Annotated in this window: 18 protein-coding genes; 8 read left to right on the top strand and 10 right to left on the bottom strand. The window is 64.8% G+C overall.

From position 1 onward, the window contains the following. Positions 1 to 174: 174 nt before the first annotated feature. The 3 genes from rdfA (at position 175) to ACFQO4_RS15525 (ending at position 4,544) form a co-directional block, all read left to right on the top strand. The gene (gene rdfA, locus ACFQO4_RS15515; protein ID WP_500261770.1) at positions 175 to 771 is read left to right on the top strand and encodes a rod-determining factor RdfA; all 597 of its coding nucleotides are present in this window, start codon (positions 175 to 177) and stop codon (positions 769 to 771) included. 181 nt (positions 772 to 952) lie between these two features. Then, a complete protein-coding gene (locus ACFQO4_RS15520) occupies positions 953 to 2,899 on the top strand; it encodes an archaea-specific SMC-related protein (protein ID WP_500261771.1) in 1,947 nt (648 codons plus the stop codon). A gap of 370 nt (positions 2,900 to 3,269) precedes the next feature. Next, positions 3,270 to 4,544, top strand: a complete 1,275-nt coding sequence (locus ACFQO4_RS15525; protein ID WP_500261772.1) for a DNA double-strand break repair nuclease NurA — start codon at positions 3,270 to 3,272, stop codon at positions 4,542 to 4,544. A gap of 2 nt (positions 4,545 to 4,546) precedes the next feature. On the opposite strand, the gene ACFQO4_RS15530 is transcribed toward ACFQO4_RS15525, so the two are convergent. After that, the gene (locus tag ACFQO4_RS15530; RefSeq protein ID WP_500261773.1) at positions 4,547 to 4,912 is read right to left on the bottom strand and encodes a DUF7113 family protein; all 366 of its coding nucleotides are present in this window, start codon (positions 4,910 to 4,912) and stop codon (positions 4,547 to 4,549) included. Positions 4,913 to 5,280: 368 nt separating this feature from the next. Between ACFQO4_RS15530 and ACFQO4_RS15535 the strand changes: the two genes are divergently transcribed. From ACFQO4_RS15535 to ACFQO4_RS15545, 3 genes are read left to right on the top strand one after another with little or no spacing between them, the layout of a single operon-like run. Further along, positions 5,281 to 7,509: a bifunctional metallophosphatase/5'-nucleotidase gene (locus ACFQO4_RS15535; RefSeq protein WP_500261774.1), complete on the top strand. Its 2,229-nt coding sequence runs from the start codon at positions 5,281 to 5,283 to the stop codon at positions 7,507 to 7,509. A 41-nt stretch (positions 7,510 to 7,550) separates the two neighbouring features. Further along, the gene (locus tag ACFQO4_RS15540) at positions 7,551 to 8,801 is read left to right on the top strand and encodes a DUF7350 domain-containing protein (RefSeq protein ID WP_500261775.1); all 1,251 of its coding nucleotides are present in this window, start codon (positions 7,551 to 7,553) and stop codon (positions 8,799 to 8,801) included. Further along, positions 8,798 to 9,628, top strand: a complete 831-nt coding sequence (locus tag ACFQO4_RS15545; protein WP_500261776.1) for a cohesin domain-containing protein — start codon at positions 8,798 to 8,800, stop codon at positions 9,626 to 9,628. The genes ACFQO4_RS15540 and ACFQO4_RS15545 overlap by 4 nt, the downstream gene beginning before the upstream one ends. A gap of 103 nt (positions 9,629 to 9,731) precedes the next feature. Here the strand turns inward: ACFQO4_RS15545 and ACFQO4_RS15550 are convergent, their stop codons facing one another. Then, entirely contained in the window at positions 9,732 to 10,532 is an 801-nt protein-coding gene (locus tag ACFQO4_RS15550; RefSeq protein ID WP_500261777.1) for an aldo/keto reductase, read from the bottom strand. A 128-nt stretch (positions 10,533 to 10,660) separates the two neighbouring features. Between ACFQO4_RS15550 and ACFQO4_RS15555 the strand changes: the two genes are divergently transcribed. After that, positions 10,661 to 11,062 (top strand): hypothetical protein, encoded by a 402-nt coding sequence (locus tag ACFQO4_RS15555; protein ID WP_500261778.1) that lies wholly within the window; start codon positions 10,661 to 10,663, stop codon positions 11,060 to 11,062. A gap of 152 nt (positions 11,063 to 11,214) precedes the next feature. Here the strand turns inward: ACFQO4_RS15555 and ACFQO4_RS15560 are convergent, their stop codons facing one another. Next, positions 11,215 to 12,006 (bottom strand): hypothetical protein, encoded by a 792-nt coding sequence (locus tag ACFQO4_RS15560; RefSeq protein ID WP_500261779.1) that lies wholly within the window; start codon positions 12,004 to 12,006, stop codon positions 11,215 to 11,217. Between the two features lie 116 nt (positions 12,007 to 12,122). Here ACFQO4_RS15560 and ACFQO4_RS15565 point away from each other — a divergent pair, with 116 nt between their 5' ends. Then, positions 12,123 to 12,422: a DUF7553 family protein gene (locus tag ACFQO4_RS15565; RefSeq protein ID WP_500261780.1), complete on the top strand. Its 300-nt coding sequence runs from the start codon at positions 12,123 to 12,125 to the stop codon at positions 12,420 to 12,422. Positions 12,423 to 12,477: 55 nt separating this feature from the next. Here the strand turns inward: ACFQO4_RS15565 and hisH are convergent, their stop codons facing one another. The 7 genes from hisH to ACFQO4_RS15600 form a co-directional block, all read right to left on the bottom strand. Next, positions 12,478 to 13,155 carry an imidazole glycerol phosphate synthase subunit HisH gene (hisH, locus tag ACFQO4_RS15570; protein ID WP_500261781.1) on the bottom strand — a complete coding sequence of 226 codons (678 nt, stop codon included), beginning with the start codon at positions 13,153 to 13,155 and terminating at the stop codon, positions 12,478 to 12,480. Between the two features lie 76 nt (positions 13,156 to 13,231). Continuing rightward, positions 13,232 to 14,323, bottom strand: coding sequence for a phosphonate ABC transporter, permease protein PhnE (phnE, locus tag ACFQO4_RS15575; protein ID WP_500261782.1), 1,092 nt, complete (start codon positions 14,321 to 14,323; stop codon positions 13,232 to 13,234). Continuing rightward, positions 14,320 to 15,141, bottom strand: coding sequence for a phosphonate ABC transporter ATP-binding protein (gene phnC / locus ACFQO4_RS15580; protein ID WP_500261783.1), 822 nt, complete (start codon positions 15,139 to 15,141; stop codon positions 14,320 to 14,322). Before phnC ends, phnE begins: the two co-directional genes overlap by 4 nt. A 30-nt stretch (positions 15,142 to 15,171) precedes the next feature. Continuing rightward, on the bottom strand, positions 15,172 to 16,191 hold the full coding sequence (locus tag ACFQO4_RS15585) for a substrate-binding domain-containing protein (RefSeq protein WP_500261784.1): 1,020 nt from the start codon (positions 16,189 to 16,191) through the stop codon (positions 15,172 to 15,174). Between the two features lie 273 nt (positions 16,192 to 16,464). After that, complete coding sequence (locus tag ACFQO4_RS15590; RefSeq protein WP_500261848.1) at positions 16,465 to 17,049, bottom strand: uracil-DNA glycosylase; 585 nt, start codon at positions 17,047 to 17,049, stop codon at positions 16,465 to 16,467. Between the two features lie 160 nt (positions 17,050 to 17,209). Then, on the bottom strand, positions 17,210 to 18,352 hold the full coding sequence (gene meaB / locus ACFQO4_RS15595; RefSeq protein ID WP_500261785.1) for a methylmalonyl Co-A mutase-associated GTPase MeaB: 1,143 nt from the start codon (positions 18,350 to 18,352) through the stop codon (positions 17,210 to 17,212). After that, the gene (locus tag ACFQO4_RS15600; RefSeq protein ID WP_500261786.1) at positions 18,349 to 18,762 is read right to left on the bottom strand and encodes a cobalamin B12-binding domain-containing protein; all 414 of its coding nucleotides are present in this window, start codon (positions 18,760 to 18,762) and stop codon (positions 18,349 to 18,351) included. The genes meaB and ACFQO4_RS15600 overlap by 4 nt, the downstream gene beginning before the upstream one ends. Positions 18,763 to 18,849 lie beyond the last annotated feature (87 nt).

Raw genomic sequence — 18,849 nt, forward strand, 5'->3', positions numbered from 1 at the left:
CGTACGTCTCTACGTTCTCACACGTCTCCGTCTGGAACGCTTCTAGTTTCGGTCGGCTCACTGACCACGTCTCAGCTACGCAATCTCACGGACCCGTCCCAGCCGATACTTTCACGTACCGGACACACCCATACCCGGTAATGATCGACCGACTCGTCCGGAGGCAGAGAACGTATGCCGACTAAAGTCGCACGTCTGCTCGAGACCTACGACCTCGAGGGCCTCGGACTCGAACTCGAGCAGCGCTGGCTCGGGAAGGGGTACGAACGGGAGAGCCTTCGCAAGTTGGCGAGACGGTTCAACGAACGGCTCCTCGGCGAGCGGATGACTCGCGCCGGTCTGTCGCCGCTCGACGGCGAGGTCGAGAACACGTACCGACTCCTCACCGACGACGACGTGAGCGCCGGGATGCGAACCCAGGCCGAACGCGAACTCGAGCGGGCCGGCATCGACGTCGACGCCCTCCGGCGCGAGTTCGTCTCCCACCAGGCGATTCACACCTACCTGACGAGCGACCGGGAACTCGAGGGGCCCTCCAGCCAGACGACCCCGGAGGATCGCCTCGAGCGGGATGCGGCGTCCATCCAGCGACTCTCGAGTCGGTTGACCGCGGTCACGGAGGATACCGTGAAGCGATACCGAGAGACGGACCTCCTCGAGAGCGGGTCCGTGTCGGTGCTCGTCGACGTGAACGTCCTCTGTGAGGAGTGCGGGGAGCAGTACGACGTCGCGACGTTCCTCGACCGCGGCGGCTGTCGCTGTCGCGAGTGATCGATCATCCGTCGCGAGTGATCGACCGGTTCTCTGACGTGTAACCAGCCCGCTCGAGTGACAAGCTTGCTCGAGTGAGCAACCTGCTCGAGTGACCAGGGTCCAGAGCCAACGATCGCTGGCCAGCTGAAGCGAGCGATAGACGATGGCATATAAATACGTGGTGCCCCAAGTGGGGCCAATGAGCGCAGGTGAGACGACTGGACAGCCACGAGTGTCCGTCGAAAACATCGGCGGAATCGACTCGACGACGGTAGAACTGACGACAGGCGTGAACGTCCTCACGGGCCGAAACGCGACGAACCGAACCTCCTTCCTTCGATCGATCATGGGCGCACTCGGGAGCGACCGCGTCTCCTTGAAGGCGGACGCCGACCACGGCTCGGTGACGCTCGAGCTCGAGGGCGAAACCTACGAACGCCACTTCGAACGGCGGGAAGGGGGGATCGTCAGTTCGGGCGACCCCTATCTCGAGGATCCGACGCTGGCGAACCTCTTCGCGTTCTTGCTCGAGTCGAACACCGCACGGCAGGCCGTCAGCCAAAAAGACGACCTCCGCGAGGTCATCATGCGGCCGATCGACGTCGAAGAGATTGAGGCCGAAATCTCCCAGGCCGAAGCGGACAAACGGCGCCTCGACGAGGAGATCGACCGGCTCACGTCGCTCAAATCGTCGCTTCCCTCGCTCGAGGAACGTCGACAGTCGCTCCGAAAAGAGATCGAGGAAACGGAAGCCGAACTCGAGGAACGTCGCGCGGACCTCGAGGCCTCGCGCGCGGACGAATCCGAGACCGACGACGACGAACTCGAGGCCAAACTCGACGAACTCCAGTCGGCACGAAACGACCTAGAGGACGTCCAGTTCCAGCGTGAGACCGAACAACAGAGCATCGAAACCCTCGAGTCCGAGCTCGAGGAGATGCAGGACGAACTCGAGGAGCTTCCCGACGGCCTCGAAACGGATCCCGACGCGCTCGAACGGGAACTCGAGACGCTTCGCGACCAGCGGTCGACGCTCGACTCGAGCACGAACCAGTTGCAGAGCATCATCCAGTTCAACGAGGAGATGCTCGAGGGGACGAACCAGCGGATCACGCAGGCACTGCAGGGTGAGGAATCCGAAACCGATGGCGGGGCAGTGACCGAACAGTTGCTCGAGGACGACACGGCCATCTGCTGGACGTGTGGCTCTACGGTCGAAACAGACCAGATCGAGTCGACGATCGAGCGCCTTCGCTCCCTCCGGCAGGAACACGTCCAGGAACGCAACGAACTCCGGCGCCAGATCGACGACCGAAAATCGACGTTACGAGAGGCACGGGAGACGAACCAGCGCCGACAGACGCTGACGCAGCGAATCGAGAGCACGGAGAACGAACTCGAGCAACGGCGCGACCGGCTCGAGACGCTCGACGAGCGCGAGGACGAACTCCAGGAGCGCATCGACGACCTGGAGGAAACGGTCGACGAACTCGAGGAGGAGAGCGAGAGCGAAACACTCGATCACCAGAAGGAGGTGACCGAACTCGAGTTCCGCCTGAATCGGCTCGAGGACGACCTCGCGGACGTCGAGGACGAGATCGAGGAAGCCGAGACCGAGATCGGCCGCATCGACGACCTGCGATCACAGCGAGAGCGCGCGTCCGAACGACTCACCGACCTCCGGACTCGGATCGACCGCATCGAGCGGGAGTCGGTCGAGGCGTTCAACGACCACATGGCCTCGGTGCTCGACGTCCTCGAGTACGAGAACCTCGAGCGCATCTGGATCGAGCGAACCGAGCGGACGGTCAAGGAGGGACGACGGCGCGTCGACCGCCCGGTCTTCGAGCTACACATCGTTCGTCAAGCCGACGACGGACGGACCTACGAGGACACGATCGATCACCTGAGCGAGAGCGAACGGGAAGTGACGGGGCTCGTGTTCGCGCTGGCTGGCTACCTCGTCCACGAGGTGTACGACGAGGTGCCGTTCATGCTGTTGGACTCGCTCGAGGCCATCGACTCGAATCGGATCGCCCGGCTCGTCGATTACTTCAGCGAGTACGCGGAGACGCTCGTGACGGCGTTGCTTCCGGAGGACGCGGCCGCCTTGGACGAGGAGTACACGCGGATCACGTCGATCTAGCGGTTTCGGGACACTCGGGCTTCGTCGAGCGTCGACCGATGAGCCGAACCGGATACCGGGGGTTGGTTCACCCCATCTTCTTGCGTCACGAAACGCGAAGCCGAACTCCAGCAAGCGTTCGCGTCCGACGAGGATCGCTTTCGGTGTCTTCGACGATGGTCGGTCGTGGCTCGAGCGTTACACAGATAGGTGTGTAACGTACGAACTGGCGAGTACCGCCGTTCCCTTCAAAACAGGGTAACCGACCTCTCTAGCACCGTTCATAGCTGTTTTGTTGACACGCTTTGGACCGCTGCTGTCTCCGCTGTCGATGCGGCTACTCGCGCGAGCGACCACTGGCTTTTTGCTGATTGCCTCGGTGGAATCGAGCATGACACTCGATCCGGTCCACTTCGACGGCATCGCGCGACTCGCGCGACGGATCGATCACGGGGCTGACGAGCGCGACCACCGGGCGCTCGCCGAGACGGTCTGGGCGGACTTTCTCGACCCCCTGATCGACGGCGACGGCCGATTCGTCCTCGAGCCACTCGATTCTGTCTCGAAACACCTCGTCGACCGGGAGGCCATCGCCCTCTGTGACCGGCCGTTCGCGACCGAACACGGCCTGGACGCCGGGACGATCAATCCGACGGTGTTCAAGAACGGCCTCGTGATCGACATCGCCCAGGCAGCGATGAGTGCGACGCCCTCCTCACTCGACCTCCACCGCTCGCGGACGATGATCGCGACGGTCCACTCGAGCGATCAGACGGCCCACGTCGACGAAACGTGGGACGACTTCGACGACGGGTACAGTCGCTCGCGGGCGATCAAGGTCCAGCAACGGCTGCCGCGGTTCGCCGAGGGCATCGTCCACGCACTGGCGCTCTACCTCGCCGAGAGCGAGCACGCCCTCGCTCACGCCGAGAACGTCTCGGACCTGTTGATCCTCGACGGGCCGCTCTACCCGCGAGGGCTCCTCCGGTGGTCGGACCAGCACCCGGACCTCGCGACGTTTCTCGAGGAGAACGCCCGGCCGAAACAGGTCGTCCAGAACTACGTTCGACTGGTCGAGACGTTCCTCGAGCGGGACGTCCCGCTCGTCGGCTTCGTCAAGAACCCGGCGACGCGGGCGATCACGCGCGCGGTCCAGTCGAAGGACATCGAGGCACCGTGGGGCGACGACGGGACGTTCTTCACCCGAATCCTCGAGCGCGGCGAGTACGTCTCGGACGTCGACGGCGAGCGCTGGGAGCGCGACACCGAGAGTCTGACCTACACCGGCTGGTTTCGCTCGCGCGGCGGCGTCGACAGACCCCTCTCACCCGAGGGCGACGCGCTCGGCGTCGACCGGGACCTCGACCTGGATGCCTACGAGGTGACGTTCTTCGTGATCTACGACCCGCGGGACGACCTGGTCTACCGGGTGGAAGCGCCGTACGGGGTCGTTCGCGACGAGGAGCGCCGGGACCGACTCACCCGGCAGTTGCTGCAGGACGTCGCGATTGCGGGCGGGCCGCCACAGACCATCGAGAAGGCCGACGAACTCGCCAGGATCAACGCGTCCGAAAAGCGTTCGCTCCGGGAAGCCCTCGAGACGCAGTTCGAGACGGTCGAACGGCGAACCTACGACGACAAGCGGTGGGGCGAGGAGTTCGCCTGAGGTTAGGTCGCGTCTCGCTCGAGCACGTCGGCGGCGTCGAGTTCGTCTTTCTCGATCTCGAGATCGACGGCCTCGCGGTCGACGCCGATGCGGGCGAACTGGGTCTGGATGTGCTCGGTCGCGGCCTCGAGCGCCTGTTCGCGGGTGTCGAACCCGCGCGGCATCGGCGACTCGAAGGCGATGTGTACCTCGCGACCGTCGACGAGCTGGGGGGTGCCGCCGCTATCGACCTCGTAGAACTCGTCGCAGATCCAGACGTACGGGGCGCCTTCGTCCGGCGCACCGCGGAACGAGGGGGCCTGCTCGCCCCGCTCGTACAGCGTCCCGGTGAGTTCGGTCCCGCCGGCACGGCCGCGTATGAGGAGCATACGAGAGGGTAGGGTATCGAAACGGAAAAACCGGATGGTTGCAAGATGGCCACGATGGCCCCTCTCGACGGAACATTCGTGAATTCAGTAACGTTTCCGACCCAGGCCGACCGGGAAGCTACCGCTGGTTTCGTCTCGATCAGACGGGACCCGCTCGAACTCGAGAGGTAGGTTCGCTGTCGCTACTAACGGGCGGCGTTCTGTCGAAAATCGGGACGTCAATACTACACTTTTTATAGTAATACTGCACGATTAGCGTCCGAGTCGTCAGTACGTGCCCGTCGTTCTCCGGAGCGCTCCCGACGGCGATTGAGACGTCGTGACGAAAATTAGAAAGGTATTAGTTACCTGTTTCGAAGGTTGCATCCATGACGAAACGTTCACGCCGAAAGAATTGTTCGCCGTCCGAAATCGATTCTCCAGTCGACCGAAGCCGCCGTCGCTTTCTCGGCGCAACGGCTGGCGCCTCACTCGCCGCACTCGTCCCCGCCAGTGCGAGCGTCGCGGCGAGCGGTGAGACGGTCACGATCGTCCACGATACGCACTTCCACGGGCGGTTTCGTAACGCACAGGAGTACGACCTCAACATCGCTCGCTACTACACGGTCGTCGAGGACGTCCTGAACGACGCCGATAACTCGCTCTTCCTGGGCAACGGCGACGACATCGCCCCCTCGATGCTCGGCCTCGAGTACGAGGGCGAGCACATGATCGAGGCGCTCAACTACATGGACATCGACGCGGTTGGCGTCGGCAACCACGAGTACGACTTCGGGGCCGACGTCGCGACGACGCGCTTCGAGGAGAGCGAGTTCCCGTGGCTCGTCGCGAACCTGCTCGACGATGCCGGCGATCCGGTGCCAGGAACCGAGCGCTGGACCACGCTCGAGGCGGGCGGGCTCACCGTCGGCGTCTTCGGCCTTGTCTCGACGAACTTCCACTCGCTGACGGACTACCCGGCGGAGTGGCAGGTGCTCGGTTACGTCGAGGGCGCCCAGGAAGCCGTCGATGCCCTGCGAGCGGACGGGGCCGATATCGTGGTCTGCGCCTCCCACGTCAGCACGGGGATCCACGACACGCTGGCCGCGGAGGTCGACGGACTGGACGCCATCGTCGGGTCGCACTCGGGCGTCGTGTACGACGAACCCGCGGTCGTCGATGGGACGGTCGTCAGCGAGTTCGGCGACGAGTTCGCCCACGTCGGGTCGATCACGCTCGACGCCAACGGCGACCTCGTCGACTGGCGCAGGGTCGACCTGATCCCCGAGAACTGGAGTCCGACCGACGCGGTCGACGAGTACGAGCAGATCACGGCGCGCGAAACGACCGACATCGAGGAAGATCCCACCCTCACCGACATCTCCGAGCGGTGGCAGGGGGAACTCGACGAGCGCCTCGGCCAGCCGTTCTTCGAGAGCGAGACGGACCTCAACGGCACGTTCGACAACTACGCGATCGAAACCGGCTTCGGTAACCTCATCACCGACGCGATGGCGACCATCGGTGAGACTGCGGACATCGAGGTCGACGTCGCCGTCCAGAACGGTGGCGGCATCCGCGGGGGCTACTACGAGGCCGGGCCGATCACCGGGGCGCAGGTCATGGAGACCCTCCCGTTCCCGAACGAGATCGAGGTCGTCGAGGTCACCGGCCAGCAACTCGTCGACTACCTGGAGAGCGAGGTTCGCCCGCACCCGAGCGAAGACTACGGCACGCAGCCGGCGATCCAGGTCTCGGGCGTCTCCTACGAGTGGTGGGGCCACGACGACGAGACGTGGATCGACAACGTGTTCGTCGGCGGGGAGCCGGTCGACCCCGAGGAGACCTACTACCTGGCGAACAACGACTACGTCGTCGGCAACGACGAGATTCTGAGCGAGGCCGAGACCGTCCTCGAGTCGGGCCAGTTCCAGGGACCCTACGTCCTCGACGTCCTCGAAGAGTGGGGTACCGTGGCTCCCGAACGCGAGAATCGGATGATCCGGGTCGACGAGGACGTCGGCGCGGGGTCAGTCGCACGCAAAGACGGCGAGATCACGATCACCGTTCCCTTCCCGGAGGGCGGCACCGCCGTCGTCGAGGACTCCTTCCGGGCGGTGATCCGCACCGGTGACGACCTCGCGGCCGAGTCCGTCGTCGAGGACGGCGAAACCGTCGAGGTAGCCTTCGATGCCGAGGCGCTGTGTGAACTCGCGTCGAGCGTCGAGAGCCCCGTCCTGCGGATCTTCGGCGGCTACGATCCGGACGAGGAGTACTGGGGCTACGGCTTCGAGTTGCCCACCTCGAGTGGCTACGACTACTTCAAATTGAAGTCGAGCGTCGACGCGGCGGCCGTGCTCGAGACAAGCGAGGGTACGGACGGTCAGGACGACGACGATCAAGACGGTGAGGGGCAGAACGGGGATCAAGACGACGACGAGGACCAAAACGACGAGCAGGAGAACGACGACGTCGTCGACGAGGATACCGACGAGAGCAACGAAGAGGACGGTATGCCCGGATTCGGCCCGTTCGCCGCCCTCGCCGGCGGAGCGGGTGGAACTTACATCTACTCCCGCGTACGCGGCGCGAACGACGAGGAAGTCGACCGGACCTGAAGGACAAACCGTAAATCGCTCACCGCCTAAGTCCCCTACAGATGCGCGGAACGTCCCCGTTCACGCGACGACACCTCCTCCAGCGAGCGACCGTCGGCGTCGGAACGCTCGCTCTCGTCGGCTGCCTCGAGCGCGGTGAGGACGACACCCCGGAATCGACCGAGGACGACGAGCTGAACGGATCAGACGACGGCGACGACTCCGACGACCTGCTCGCGTTTCCCGAAATCGAGAACCCACCGGACGCGGTGTACCGCCCGACCCACCGCGAGCGAATGCGGATGCTCGAGCCCGTCGACGCTGGCGACTACCGCGTCGCCGGGATGGTCACCTACCCACACCCGTTCTGGCTCGTCGACGGGAGCGACGTCGAGACGGTCGAACCCGACCGCGACGACGTCCACCTGATGGTCACAGCCTGGGACCGCGAGACCGGACAGGTGGTTCCCGTCGACTCGAGTCCCGTCCTCGAGCTCTCCCGAGACGGCGAGTTCGTCCGCGAGGTTCGCCCGTGGCTCATGCTCTCCCAGCAGATGGGCTTTCACTTCGGGGACAACCTCTCCCTCGAAGGCGACGGTACCTATCACGTCGAGGGCCGATTGAGCCCGGTCTCGATCCGCAAAACTGGCGCGTTCGCGGATCGACTCGAGGAGGCGGTCTCGTTCGAGTTCGCGTTCGACTTCGACGACGACCTTCGCCGGCTCGCGACCGAGGTCGAGTACTTCCCCGAGGACGAGTGGGGCGAGCGCGGGGCACTCGAGCCGATGGGGCACGGAGACGGCGAGGGCGGCGGCGGGAGCAACGATGCCGAACGCGAAGGTGGAGACGGCGACAGCGATCGCGACGACCACGGATCCGCTCACGACGGCCACAGTATTCCATACTCGAGCGCACCGCCAGCAACGGACCTTCCCGGGACCCTTCAGGACTCGCTCGAGAGCGGCGACGCCGTCTTCGAGCTCACAACCTTCGAGCCAGGTTCCAGGTTCGTCGACGCCGATCCCGAGGCGGGCGTCGACGATCGGTACCTCGCCGTCTCCCCGCGGACGCCATACAACCACTGCGTCCTCCCGCTGATGGGCCTCGAGGTGACCGTCGACGGCGACTCCAGGCGACTGACCGAAACCCTCGACCACGAACTCGGCCTCCACTACGGGACGGCGCTGGCGACCGATTCGAACGAGGCCACCCTCGAACTCGAGGTGCGAACGCCACCGCAGGTCTCGAGACATCGGGGCTACGAAACGGCCTTGCTCGAGATGCCGTCTATGTCGACAGTGATCTCGCTATGACCGGGCGACGGTTCCTCGTCGCGGTGCTCGCGCTGGTACTGGTGACGTCCGGCGTCGCACTGGCCAGTTTCGGGGTCGGAACCGTCGCCGCCGGTGACGCCGTCGCCACCATTTCCCCGACGCCCTACGAGGTCGAGGCCCAGCCCGGCGAGGAGATCGAGATCGACGTCGTCATGCGCAGCCAGGGCGCCCACGGCGAGGGCGTCGCCTCCTACGAGCTAATCGGCCAGTACCACCCCAACTACCTTGAGGTCACAGACGTCGAGGCCGGCGACTGGCTCGAACAGGGCGAGGAAACCGAGATCCGCGAGGAACGGGTGATCGCCAACGAGGCCGGAACGGCGATCCTCGAACAGCGGCGCGATCCGGCGGCCGGCGGGGCGACGGGGCAGGCTCGCGTCGCCACGATCACTCTCGAGGTCGCGGAAGACGCACCGGCAGCACAGACGACGCTCTCGTTCGGCAACTCCGAGGTCTACCTCGAGCGCGAGTTCCCCCTCGCGGTTCACGACCGGGAGGTGACGATTTCGATCGACGGCGGGGAGGAACCACACGATCCATTCGACCACCCCGATCCACAGGATCGCGACGTACTCGAGGCAATGGCAAACGATTCGGCCGAAGCAAACGACACCGCCGACACTGGGGACGACCCGGACTCGAGCGACTCCGATTACGCGGACGAGAACGCCTCGGGATCGGCGGACGAATCGGGCAACGATGAGCCTCGCGAAGCGGACGACGCCGATTCGGTGCCCGGATTCACGGCCGTCTCCCTGCTCGTGGTGCTTCTCGCTCTCGCCGAGTTCCGCCGAGTCCTGGATTGAGAACGATAACAGCGTCTCGAGTCGTGTCGCGAATCCTTCGAGCGGTCACCGACGTCCATTGACTCGAGCAGTCACCAACGTCAATTCTCCGAACAGTCGTAGATCAGCGATTCCACGCGGCCGCGTCCGGATCGACCAGTCGCTCGCCACGGTCGAGTCCGGCGATTCGATCCAGTTCGTCGTCGCTCAACTCGAGGTCGAGCGCCGCGTAGTTCTCCTCGACGTGGTCGCCGGTCGCCTTCGGGATAGGGACCACGCCCTCGCGTGCGTAGTGCCACGCGAGCGTCACCTGGACGGGCGTGGCGTCGTGCGCATCGGCGATCGTTTCGAGTGCGTCGTTCCCGGCGACATCGCCCTTCGCGATCGGGCAGTAGGTCACGGTCGTCACGTCGTGTTCGCGTCCGTACTCGACCAGGTCGTCCTGCTGGAGGAACGGGTGCAGTTCGACCTGATTGGCCAGGATTGGCGACTCGAGGATCTCGTGGGCCTCCTCAAGCAACTCGATCGTGAAGTTGCTCACGCCGACGTTCCGCGTCCACCCCCGATCGCGGACCTCGTCCATCGCGGGCAGCGTCTCCTCGGGGTCGTAGGTATCTGTCGGCCAGTGAACGTACAGCAGGTCGACCGTATCGACACCGAGTCGATCGAGGCTCTCCTCCGTCGTCTCCAGGACGTCGTCGTGTGCGAGGTTCGAGGGGTGGACCTTCGTCGCCAGGAACACGTCCTCGCGGTCGACGTCGCTTCGCTCGAGCGCGGCCCCGACTGCAGCCTCGTTGTCGTACATCTGGGCGGTGTCGACGTGGCGGTAGCCGGCCTCGAGCGCTCGTACGACGCTCTCGGTGCAGGTCTCTCCCTCGTGACCAGACGTTCCGAAGCCGGGTTGTGGGACGGGTGTCTCGCTCATACGGAACCGGACGAGTGCCGAGTACTCGAGTGTCGGGGAAGCGGCAAGTGGTCGGCCGTCCCTCGAGTCGGTTTCGCGCCTCCGTCGTGCGCCTCGAGTTTATATACGATCGGGCGGCCAGACCGTCCATGGCTCGACAGCCCACTCGAACTCGCCGTACCGTACTCGGAACGATTGCCGGCCTCGCCACGGGCGCTACTGCGGGAATCGTTAGCGGGAGCGGCGACGGAGCCCCCTCACAGGACGGGCCCGCCGACGCTCCGGCATCGCGCACCCAGCCAACGGCTCCCGCCTCGAGCTCGGGACTCCCGTTCGAAACGTTCGTCGCGACCGTCGACCGAATCGTCGACGGCGAACACGTCGTCATCCTGCTCGAGGAAGGCGGGCGAACCGTCGATCAGCTCGTCGTTCCCCGTGATCGCCTCCCGACCGTCGAGGAACGCGATCGACTCGTCGTGCTCGTTCGCGACGGGGACCTCGCCGCGGCCTGGCCGCTTCCCGAGCGTCTCGATTCTCGCTCGAGGGAGTAACCACGAGTGTTGATTCCGGCGGAGCTCGACAGAGCGTCTTGACAGCGGAGCCCGAGCACGGCGTCTCGAGCGGATCGACTCGCCGTTCGCTCGCCGTCGCCTGAGCCAAACGTGCGCCCTGCTCGAGAGTTGGGGATAGAGTGATCGAGACGTCACTCCTCTCGCTCGACGTCGTCATCCGCATCGCCGCCATCGACGTCGTTCTCGTCGTCGCCCGCCTGCGGCGCGTCCGGGTCGGTCTCGTCCTGACGCATCGCGTCGTCTGTGTCGGCTTCGTCCTCGGTGTCTTCGTCCGTGTCGGCTCTGCTCGAGTCGTCGCCGTCCAGGGCACCGGGTCTCGGCCCGCCCGTTTCGGGGTCGACCTCGCTATCGATCGACATCGTCGGTTGTGCCTGTTCGGCCGACGGGCCGGTCGCCTCGCTCGCTTCGTCCGCGATGGCGGTATCGGAGAGGTCTGCCTCCTCGGCGTCGTTATCGTCCAGCCGCGGATCGCCCTCTGCCGACGTCTCCTCGGCTGATTCGTCGTCGACGGCCGGCTCGAGCGAGGACGTCTCGTCGTCTTGCCAGTCGAACTCGTCGCTCGAGGCATCGAGCCCGGTTTCGCGACCTTGGTCTTCCCGCTGTGCTGCCGCGTGAGCCTCGTCTGACGTGGACTTGTCGGATTCTCCGGTGCTCGCGCGGCGTCGCTTGACGCCGGCCCCGACGGCTGCCATGCCGATGGCGGCCGGGATGACGCCGCGCACTCGACCCCGTCGAATCGATTGAAGGCCTCGCCAGAGGACCACGGCGCCGGTCGCCATCGCGAGCGACCCGTCACTCGCGCCGCGTCTGGCCAGCGACAGCGCCCGATCTATTGTCGACCCGCCTTCGAGCGACGCGTCCGACTCGAGCGCTCGTTCGGTCAGATCGCCCGTCTGATTCCCGCCGTCTCCTGTGTCGACCATTGGACCGGGAGCTACAGCGTCGACGCAAGTGAATCTTAGCCCGGCATACCAATCCACGCTCGGTGCCGTCACTCGCCGGCCCACGATAGTTGAATCAGGCGCCCGTCACCGAAGCTATGGCCGCCGAAACGACACATCTCGAGCGTGCTCGCGAGCACCTTCGACGCGCGAGTGACGTCGCGGACCGACCCGTACAGGAGCAGGCCGATTCGATCCAGGAGGGGCTAGACGAGGAACTCGAGGGCCGACGAACGCAGGACGAGCCCGGACCGAAGACCGACCGGATCGCCGAACTCATCGAAACGCTCGACGGCCTCGAGTCGGAGACGTCAGGTGAGGCCGGCGAGCGGATCGCTCGTGCTCGGGAGGCCTGCGTCGAATATCAGAAATCCGTGGGCCAGGACGACGAGACGTAGCACCTGGGATCGGTCAGTTACCGCTCTCGGCTTCGCTGACCTCGTCCTCGAGTCCTCACCCGCGATCCGCACAGATCCCGACGAAGTTCCGCAGGATCTGGAGCCCGGTCTCGCCGCTCTTCTCCGGGTGAAACTGGGTCCCGAAGACGTTGCCCGCCTCGTTCGCGACGATCGAGGGGAACCGCCGTTCGTAGTCGGTGGTCGCGACCGTCGCCGATTCGTCGTCGGGGACGGCGTAGTAGGAGTGGACGAAGTAGGCGTAGCGCCCGTCGACGCCCTCGACGAGCGGGTGATCTCGTTCGACGGCGAGTTCGTTCCAGCCCATGTGGGGGATCTTTTGCCCTTCGGCGAAGCGGACGTTGGTTCCCGGGATCAGGTCCAGGCCACTGACGGCGGACTCGCCGTCGGTTTCGCCCTCCTCGCTCGAGGTCAGGAGCATCTGCATGCCGAGACAGATCCCGAAGAGCGGCTGGCCGCGCTCGGCGACCGCCAGCAGGTCGTCCCGGAGCGGGTCGGCGTTCTCGACGCCCTCGCGGAACGCACCGACACCGGGCAGGACGATGCCGTCGGCGTCCTCGAAGTCGGTCGGGTCGTCGGTGATTTCGACGGCGGCGCCCGCGCGCTCGAGGCCGCGGGTGACGCTCCGGAGGTTGCCCAGCCCGTAGTCGACGATGGCGACGTCGGCGAGCGTCTCCTCGCTCTCGAGTGGAGACGACAGCGTGCTCTTGGTCATACGTACGGGTCGGCGACGAGCGAGCAAGTGCGTTGCCCTTCGAGAAAGAACGGCCGCGGAGGAAGCGTGAAGTCGATTACTTCGCGAGCGACCGGGCCATCCGCTTCGGGAAGCCCTTCAGTAGTTCCCACAGTCCCATCGGCTCGGTGTCGTCGGCACGGAGTCGGGCACGGATCCGCTGACTGAACATCTCGACGGAGATGATCATGACGAGGATGACGAGGATGGTCGCCATCGCGTTCGTGTAGGCGAACAGCCCCATCTGGACCTCAAGCACCTGACCGAGTCCGCCACCGCCGACGATGCCGAGCGAGACGGCGATGCGGACGTTGATCTCGAAGATGTAGAGCGTCCACGCGATGAACGGCGTGTGGACCTGACTCAACATCCCGAAGGTGATCGTCTGCCGGCGACTCGCGCCTGTGGTCTTCATCGCCTCGATGGGCCCATCCTCGATCTCTTCGAGTTCGTCGACGAACAGTCGTCCGAGGTTCCCGATGGTGTCGACGGCGATAGCGATGGTCGCGGTGACCGGACCGATCCCAGCCAGTGGGATGAAGATCAGGATCCAGACGAGCGCGGGAATCGCCCGGATAGTGCTCATCGTCCCGCGGAAGATGAAGTTGAACGGGAATGGCGTGACGCGTTCGCTCCCGAGAATGCCGAACAGCAGAGCGAAGGGGAATCCCATGACCGTTCCGGCGACGGCCATCGACAGCGTGGTCCCGGCTTCTCCGAAGAAGGGGAGCGGACCGCCCTCGGAAACGAAAATCGCGAGCAGGAGGCTCGGGATCGAGAGTAGGAAGCCGAGCGGGTCACCGAGCGGGCTCGGGTACTGGCCCAGTAACTCCTTGTCGTACAGGAGGTTCCGCTCGTGAATGTAGGACGTGTACTCGAGGAACCCGCTCGGGTCGAAAAATGGTGGTTCGGTCAGCAAGAACGGGAAGAAGTCCGTCGCCCGTCGGGCGAAGGTGCCGTACTGCTTGTTAGTGGTGAACCACTCGACCGAGGTGAGTGCACTCAGGAACAGGTATCCGAGGACGCCGACGAGGACCCCGTAGCCGATCCACCGGACGCGGCGCCGTCGCTTGATGGCCTCGAAGCGCTCGACGACGCGGGAATCCGTTTCGGCGCCCGTCTTCGTTCCCGTACCGGTATCCGTACTCATACGTACTCACCCGAGGTCGGCGACGTCGCCCCATCGGTCTCGCCGCCCGGGCCGTCGCCCCTAGCGCTCGCCGACTCGGAGGCCTCGAACATCCCTTCGGTGTCGATGCCGCCGTAGATTTCGTCGATGACGTCCATCGTGAAGTCCTCGCGGTAGCCGTCGAAGACCAGCTGGCCGTTTCGCAGGCCGATGAAGCGCTCGCCGAACTTCCGGGCGAGGTTGACCTGGTGGAGACTAATCAGCGCCGTCAGTCCGCGCTCTTTGGCGGCTCGGCGAAGGTACCCCATGACCTGTTGTGAACTCCCAGGATCGAGACTTGCGACGGGCTCGTCGGCGAGCATCGTCTTCGGGTTCTGCACGAGCGCACGAGCGATGCCGACGCGCTGTTGCTGTCCGCCGCTCATCTGGCGGGCTCGTTTCTGGGAGTGGTCCAGCAGGCCGACTGTATCGAGCGCTTCGAGCGTTTGGATCTTTTCTTCCCTATCGTGAAGCTGCAACAGGCTCTCGAGGTAGTTCGACCGGTTCAGCGCCCCGGTGAGGGCGTTCGAGTACGCGGTCATTTGGCCGATGATGTTGTGTTGCTGGAAGATCATGGCCACGTCCTGCCGTGGTTCGGTCACCTCCTCCCCGTCGATGGCGACGGACCCTTCGGTCGGCGTCGTCAGCCCGTTCATACAGCGTAGAAGCGTCGATTTACCCGAGCCGGAGACGCCGAGTACGATGACGAACTCACCGTCGGCGATCTCGAACGAGACGTCGTCTAGCGCTACCGTCTCGCCGAATACTTTGGTCAGCCCGTCGACTGTTATCTCACTCATGCACGATTCTAAAGAGTGTTTCAGACGGGACTATTCAAGGTCTTCGAACTCGAGGCCGAGCTCGTCGAGGACGGTCTGGATCGGTTCGTAGTCGTCGATCGATCCCTCCTGGACGCCGGTGAACCAGAGCGGTTCGCCGTCGTAATCCTCGTCGTGCTGGAGGTCCTCCTCGGAGACGTTGAGGATCGCTTCCTCGATGTCGGAGCGGACGTCGGATTCCCACTCGGAGCGAACCATCAGGGGCGCACGCGGAAGGGGATCGGAGACCGCCAGCAGCTTGAGTTCGGCGTTGGGATCGGCATCCTCGTTGCCGATGTCTTCGCCAGCCCCGTCGTACTCAGCGGAAATTTCGGCGAATTCTGGGTACTCGTCGAACTGCTCCTGGGGGACCAGCGGTGCGGACACGAACGCTCCGCTGAGGGCCGCCTTGACCTCGTCCCGGTTGATTAGCTGGTTGCGGGCCGTCGCGTGATCGTCGTACCCAATTTCGAAGTCGACCGGATCGCCGTCGGGCGCAGTGCCGGTGTCGAGACCCGCCTCCTTGAGCATCGTAAGGGGAACGAGGGTTCCGCTCACGGAGAGGGGGGAGGCCGCGTTGACGACCTCTCCCTCGAGGTCCGCCAGCTCGTCGATGCCGCTGTCCGGGGTCGTCGTGATCGTCGAGAAGTACTGGGCCGCACCGTAGGCGACGCGGATCCCGATGACGTCGGCCACGTCTTTTCCGGCGACGGCTGCGGAGGGCGACGTGTCGGCGACGTCGGCCTGATCGTCGCGAATCGCGGTCAGCGTCTCTGAGTACGACTGGGTCGTGACGGGTTCGATGGTCGCGTCCGTCTCCGACTCGAGGTAATCGAACATCGGCTGGTACTGATCTTCGATAGAGACGTCAGCCTCGGCCGGGTTGAGCACGAACCGGACGGTGTTCTCGTCGTCGTCACTCCCACCACCAGTCAGATCTCCCAGACAACCCGCCAGCCCCGCCGTCGCCGTCACACCTGCACCTTTGAGGAACGTTCGCCGCTTGTTTGTCCACCGCGTCTTATCGGACATGGATGACACTATGAACGCCACCATTTAGGCGTTTCTATGTCATCTACATACCCATTCATCGGTATCCCGATTGGGACGCGCTTTGTACACAAACCCGGCGAGTTTATCCACTATTTTGGCTCATATAGACTATTATTAAACAAACGACTATCGAAAAATTCCTTCGGTTTTCTGTGTTGTTCGCCCGAGCGAGATACGATATTTTCACGTATTCGTGACTTACCGGTCGAGCCTCGAGTGAGAGTGATCGTCAGCGTCCACCGTTCGATACGGCTATTCGAACCCGTCGAGTCGCGCCTGTCCGCTCCCCTCGAGTCCTGCCAACTCAGCCGCCGTTTCGAGCGTCTCGGCGAACGTATCGGTCTGGCTCCGGTCGTACAGCGTCGCGGCCGGGTGGAGACAGATCAGGACGCGTCTCGCGGTGCCGCCGATGCGGGCGTCCTCGACAGTTCCAGCTTCTTTCGTCACCGCGACCGACCGGTCGAGCAGGTGTTCACTCGGCACCTTGCCGAGCGTGACGATCACCTCTGGGTCGAGTCGGGCGATTTCGGTCTCGAGGTAGCCCCGGCAGTTCGCGAGCTCCGCCTTCGTCGGGTCCCGGTTCTCGGGTGGCCGACAGCGCACGCAGTTCGTGATGCGGACGTCCTCCCGGTGGAGTCCCACGTCCCGGAGGTGGTCGTCGAGAACCGATCCGCTCCTGCCGACGAAGGGTTCCCCTTCGCGGTCCTCAGTCGCACCGGGTCCCTCCCCGACGAACAGGAGGTCGGCGTCCTCGGGTCCGGCTCCGTTGACGATCTGACTCCGCGACTCGACCAGGTCGCCACAGCGTGTACAGCCCGTCACCTCGAGGCCGTCCATGTGTTCGGCGTCGGCGTTTTGCTCGCCGTCGGCGTTTCGCTCGGCGTCAGTCGACAGCTCGTCGTCGGTGTCACCGTCGTCCGCGGTCATATGCTCCGCTCGGAGAGCCATCTACTAGAATCCTTCCACGCGCGTTCAAAATCGAAGGCGAGTCGACGACCTACCGCGAAACCGACTCGAGGTGCTCGTCTTCCAACTCCTCGAGACACCGCTCGAGCGGGGCGAGCGCCTCGTCGGCGATCGTGTACGGGTCGGTCTCGCCCGTCCGGACCGCCTCCGCGAGCGCGTCGACGCCGCCGGCGCGCTCGAGTTCGCCCTGGAGCAAGTCGTGGACGTCCTCCCGGAGCAGCGTTCGGATCTCCTCGCCGTAGCGTCTACGGGTGCGCTCGGCGAGGGTTCCGGAGCGCTCGAGGTAATGGCGGTGGTGTTCCAGATCCTCGATCAGGTCGTCGACGCCGGTTCCGTCGGTGGCGACGGTTTCGACGACGGGTGGGACCCAGGTCTTGGGTTCGTCTGCTTCGTCTAATTCGGCTTGTTCGGCTGGTTCGTCTGGTTCCCCCTCCCCACCGTCCTCGCTCGAGTGGTGACTCGAGGCACCCTCGGCCATCGCGTCCACACCGTGGTGGCCGCCTCCCGAACTCGAGAAGCCGCTGCTCCCGTCGCCCAGTTCGATCATCTCGAGGAGTTCCTGGACCGTCCGGTCGGCGCCGGGTCGGTCGGCCTTGTTCACCACGAAGACGTCGGCGATCTCGAGGATGCCGGCCTTGAGCGTCTGGATGGAGTCGCCGGAGCCTGGCGGGACGAGCACCGCGACCGTGTCCGCGGTTCGAACGATGTCGATCTCGTTCTGTCCGGCGCCTACGGTCTCGATGATGATGCGGTCCTTGCCGAAGGCGTCCATCGCCTTGACGGCGTCGGCGGTCGCCGTCGAGAGTCCGCCGAGGGTTCCCCTGGCGCTCATCGAACGCACGAAGACGTCCATGTCACCGACCGTCGAGGCCATGCGAATGCGGTCGCCCAGCACGGCCCCGCCGGTGAAAGGCGAGGAGGGATCGATAGCGATCACGCCGACGGTCTCACCCCGCTCGCGGTACGTCTCGGCCAGTTTGTCGACCAGTGTGGACTTGCCCGCGCCCGGACTGCCCGTGATGCCGACGATTTCGGCGTTGCCGGTGTGGGCGTACAGGTCGGAGACCAGCTCACGGTAGCCCGACGCACGGTTTTCGATTTTCGAGATGACGCGTGCGAGCGCCCGGTGTTTTCCATCGAGGAGGTCCTCGAGTAGGTCGTCGTCGCCGCTCATCGCTCGGGGGCGTTCTCGCGGACGAACTCGACGGTCTCCTCGATCGACGTGCCGGGTCCGAAGACGGCGGCGACGCCCTCATCTCGCAGGGCTGCCTTGTCTTCCTCGGGGATCACGCCACCGACCAGGACGAGGGTGTCCTCGGCGGCGTCGTACTCCTCGAGGCCGTCCATGATCTTCGGGACCAGCGTCTTGTGGGCCCCCGAAAGGATCGAAATGCCGAGGACGTCGACGTCCTCCTGGACGGCCGCCTGGACGATTTCGGCGGGCGCCTTGTGCAGTCCGGAGTAGATGACCTCGAAGCCGGCGTCGCGGAACGCTCGAGCGATGACGTGGGCCCCGCGGTCGTGGCCGTCGAGGCCGACCTTCGCCACGAGACACCGGATCGATCGCGATTCCTGTTCGCTCATGCCCGTTCCTTTTCCGCCGGTCGGTTTGACTCTAACGGAAGTTCGTGGGGTTCGTGCGCTAATCGACGCGCACAAATCGCCGGCGCA

This window comes from Saliphagus sp. GCM10025334 (genome assembly GCF_042663485.1).
Taxonomy (GTDB): Archaea; Halobacteriota; Halobacteria; order Halobacteriales; family Natrialbaceae; genus Natronosalvus.

What these genes read in the sequence shown, in the direction of transcription:
- phnC (WP_500261783.1), bottom strand. Translation starts at nt 15,141, where the DNA reads ATGAGTGAGATAACAGTCGACGGGCTGACCAAAGTATTCGGCGAGACG.
- ACFQO4_RS15560 (WP_500261779.1), bottom strand. Translation starts at nt 12,006, where the DNA reads ATGGTCGACACAGGAGACGGCGGGAATCAGACGGGCGATCTGACCGAA.
- ACFQO4_RS15590 (WP_500261848.1), bottom strand. Translation starts at nt 17,049, where the DNA reads ATGGACGGCCTCGAGGTGACGGGCTGTACACGCTGTGGCGACCTGGTC.
- ACFQO4_RS15540 (WP_500261775.1), top strand. Translation starts at nt 7,551, where the DNA reads ATGCGCGGAACGTCCCCGTTCACGCGACGACACCTCCTCCAGCGAGCG.
- ACFQO4_RS15520 (WP_500261771.1), top strand. Translation starts at nt 953, where the DNA reads ATGAGCGCAGGTGAGACGACTGGACAGCCACGAGTGTCCGTCGAAAAC.
- ACFQO4_RS15565 (WP_500261780.1), top strand. Translation starts at nt 12,123, where the DNA reads ATGGCCGCCGAAACGACACATCTCGAGCGTGCTCGCGAGCACCTTCGA.
- ACFQO4_RS15530 (WP_500261773.1), bottom strand. Translation starts at nt 4,912, where the DNA reads ATGCTCCTCATACGCGGCCGTGCCGGCGGGACCGAACTCACCGGGACG.
- ACFQO4_RS15550 (WP_500261777.1), bottom strand. Translation starts at nt 10,532, where the DNA reads ATGAGCGAGACACCCGTCCCACAACCCGGCTTCGGAACGTCTGGTCAC.
- ACFQO4_RS15555 (WP_500261778.1), top strand. Translation starts at nt 10,661, where the DNA reads ATGGCTCGACAGCCCACTCGAACTCGCCGTACCGTACTCGGAACGATT.
- ACFQO4_RS15600 (WP_500261786.1), bottom strand. Translation starts at nt 18,762, where the DNA reads ATGAGCGAACAGGAATCGCGATCGATCCGGTGTCTCGTGGCGAAGGTC.
- ACFQO4_RS15525 (WP_500261772.1), top strand. Translation starts at nt 3,270, where the DNA reads ATGACACTCGATCCGGTCCACTTCGACGGCATCGCGCGACTCGCGCGA.
- meaB (WP_500261785.1), bottom strand. Translation starts at nt 18,352, where the DNA reads ATGAGCGGCGACGACGACCTACTCGAGGACCTCCTCGATGGAAAACAC.
- ACFQO4_RS15535 (WP_500261774.1), top strand. Translation starts at nt 5,281, where the DNA reads ATGACGAAACGTTCACGCCGAAAGAATTGTTCGCCGTCCGAAATCGAT.
- rdfA (WP_500261770.1), top strand. Translation starts at nt 175, where the DNA reads ATGCCGACTAAAGTCGCACGTCTGCTCGAGACCTACGACCTCGAGGGC.
- phnE (WP_500261782.1), bottom strand. Translation starts at nt 14,323, where the DNA reads ATGAGTACGGATACCGGTACGGGAACGAAGACGGGCGCCGAAACGGAT.
- hisH (WP_500261781.1), bottom strand. Translation starts at nt 13,155, where the DNA reads ATGACCAAGAGCACGCTGTCGTCTCCACTCGAGAGCGAGGAGACGCTC.
- ACFQO4_RS15545 (WP_500261776.1), top strand. Translation starts at nt 8,798, where the DNA reads ATGACCGGGCGACGGTTCCTCGTCGCGGTGCTCGCGCTGGTACTGGTG.
- ACFQO4_RS15585 (WP_500261784.1), bottom strand. Translation starts at nt 16,191, where the DNA reads ATGTCCGATAAGACGCGGTGGACAAACAAGCGGCGAACGTTCCTCAAA.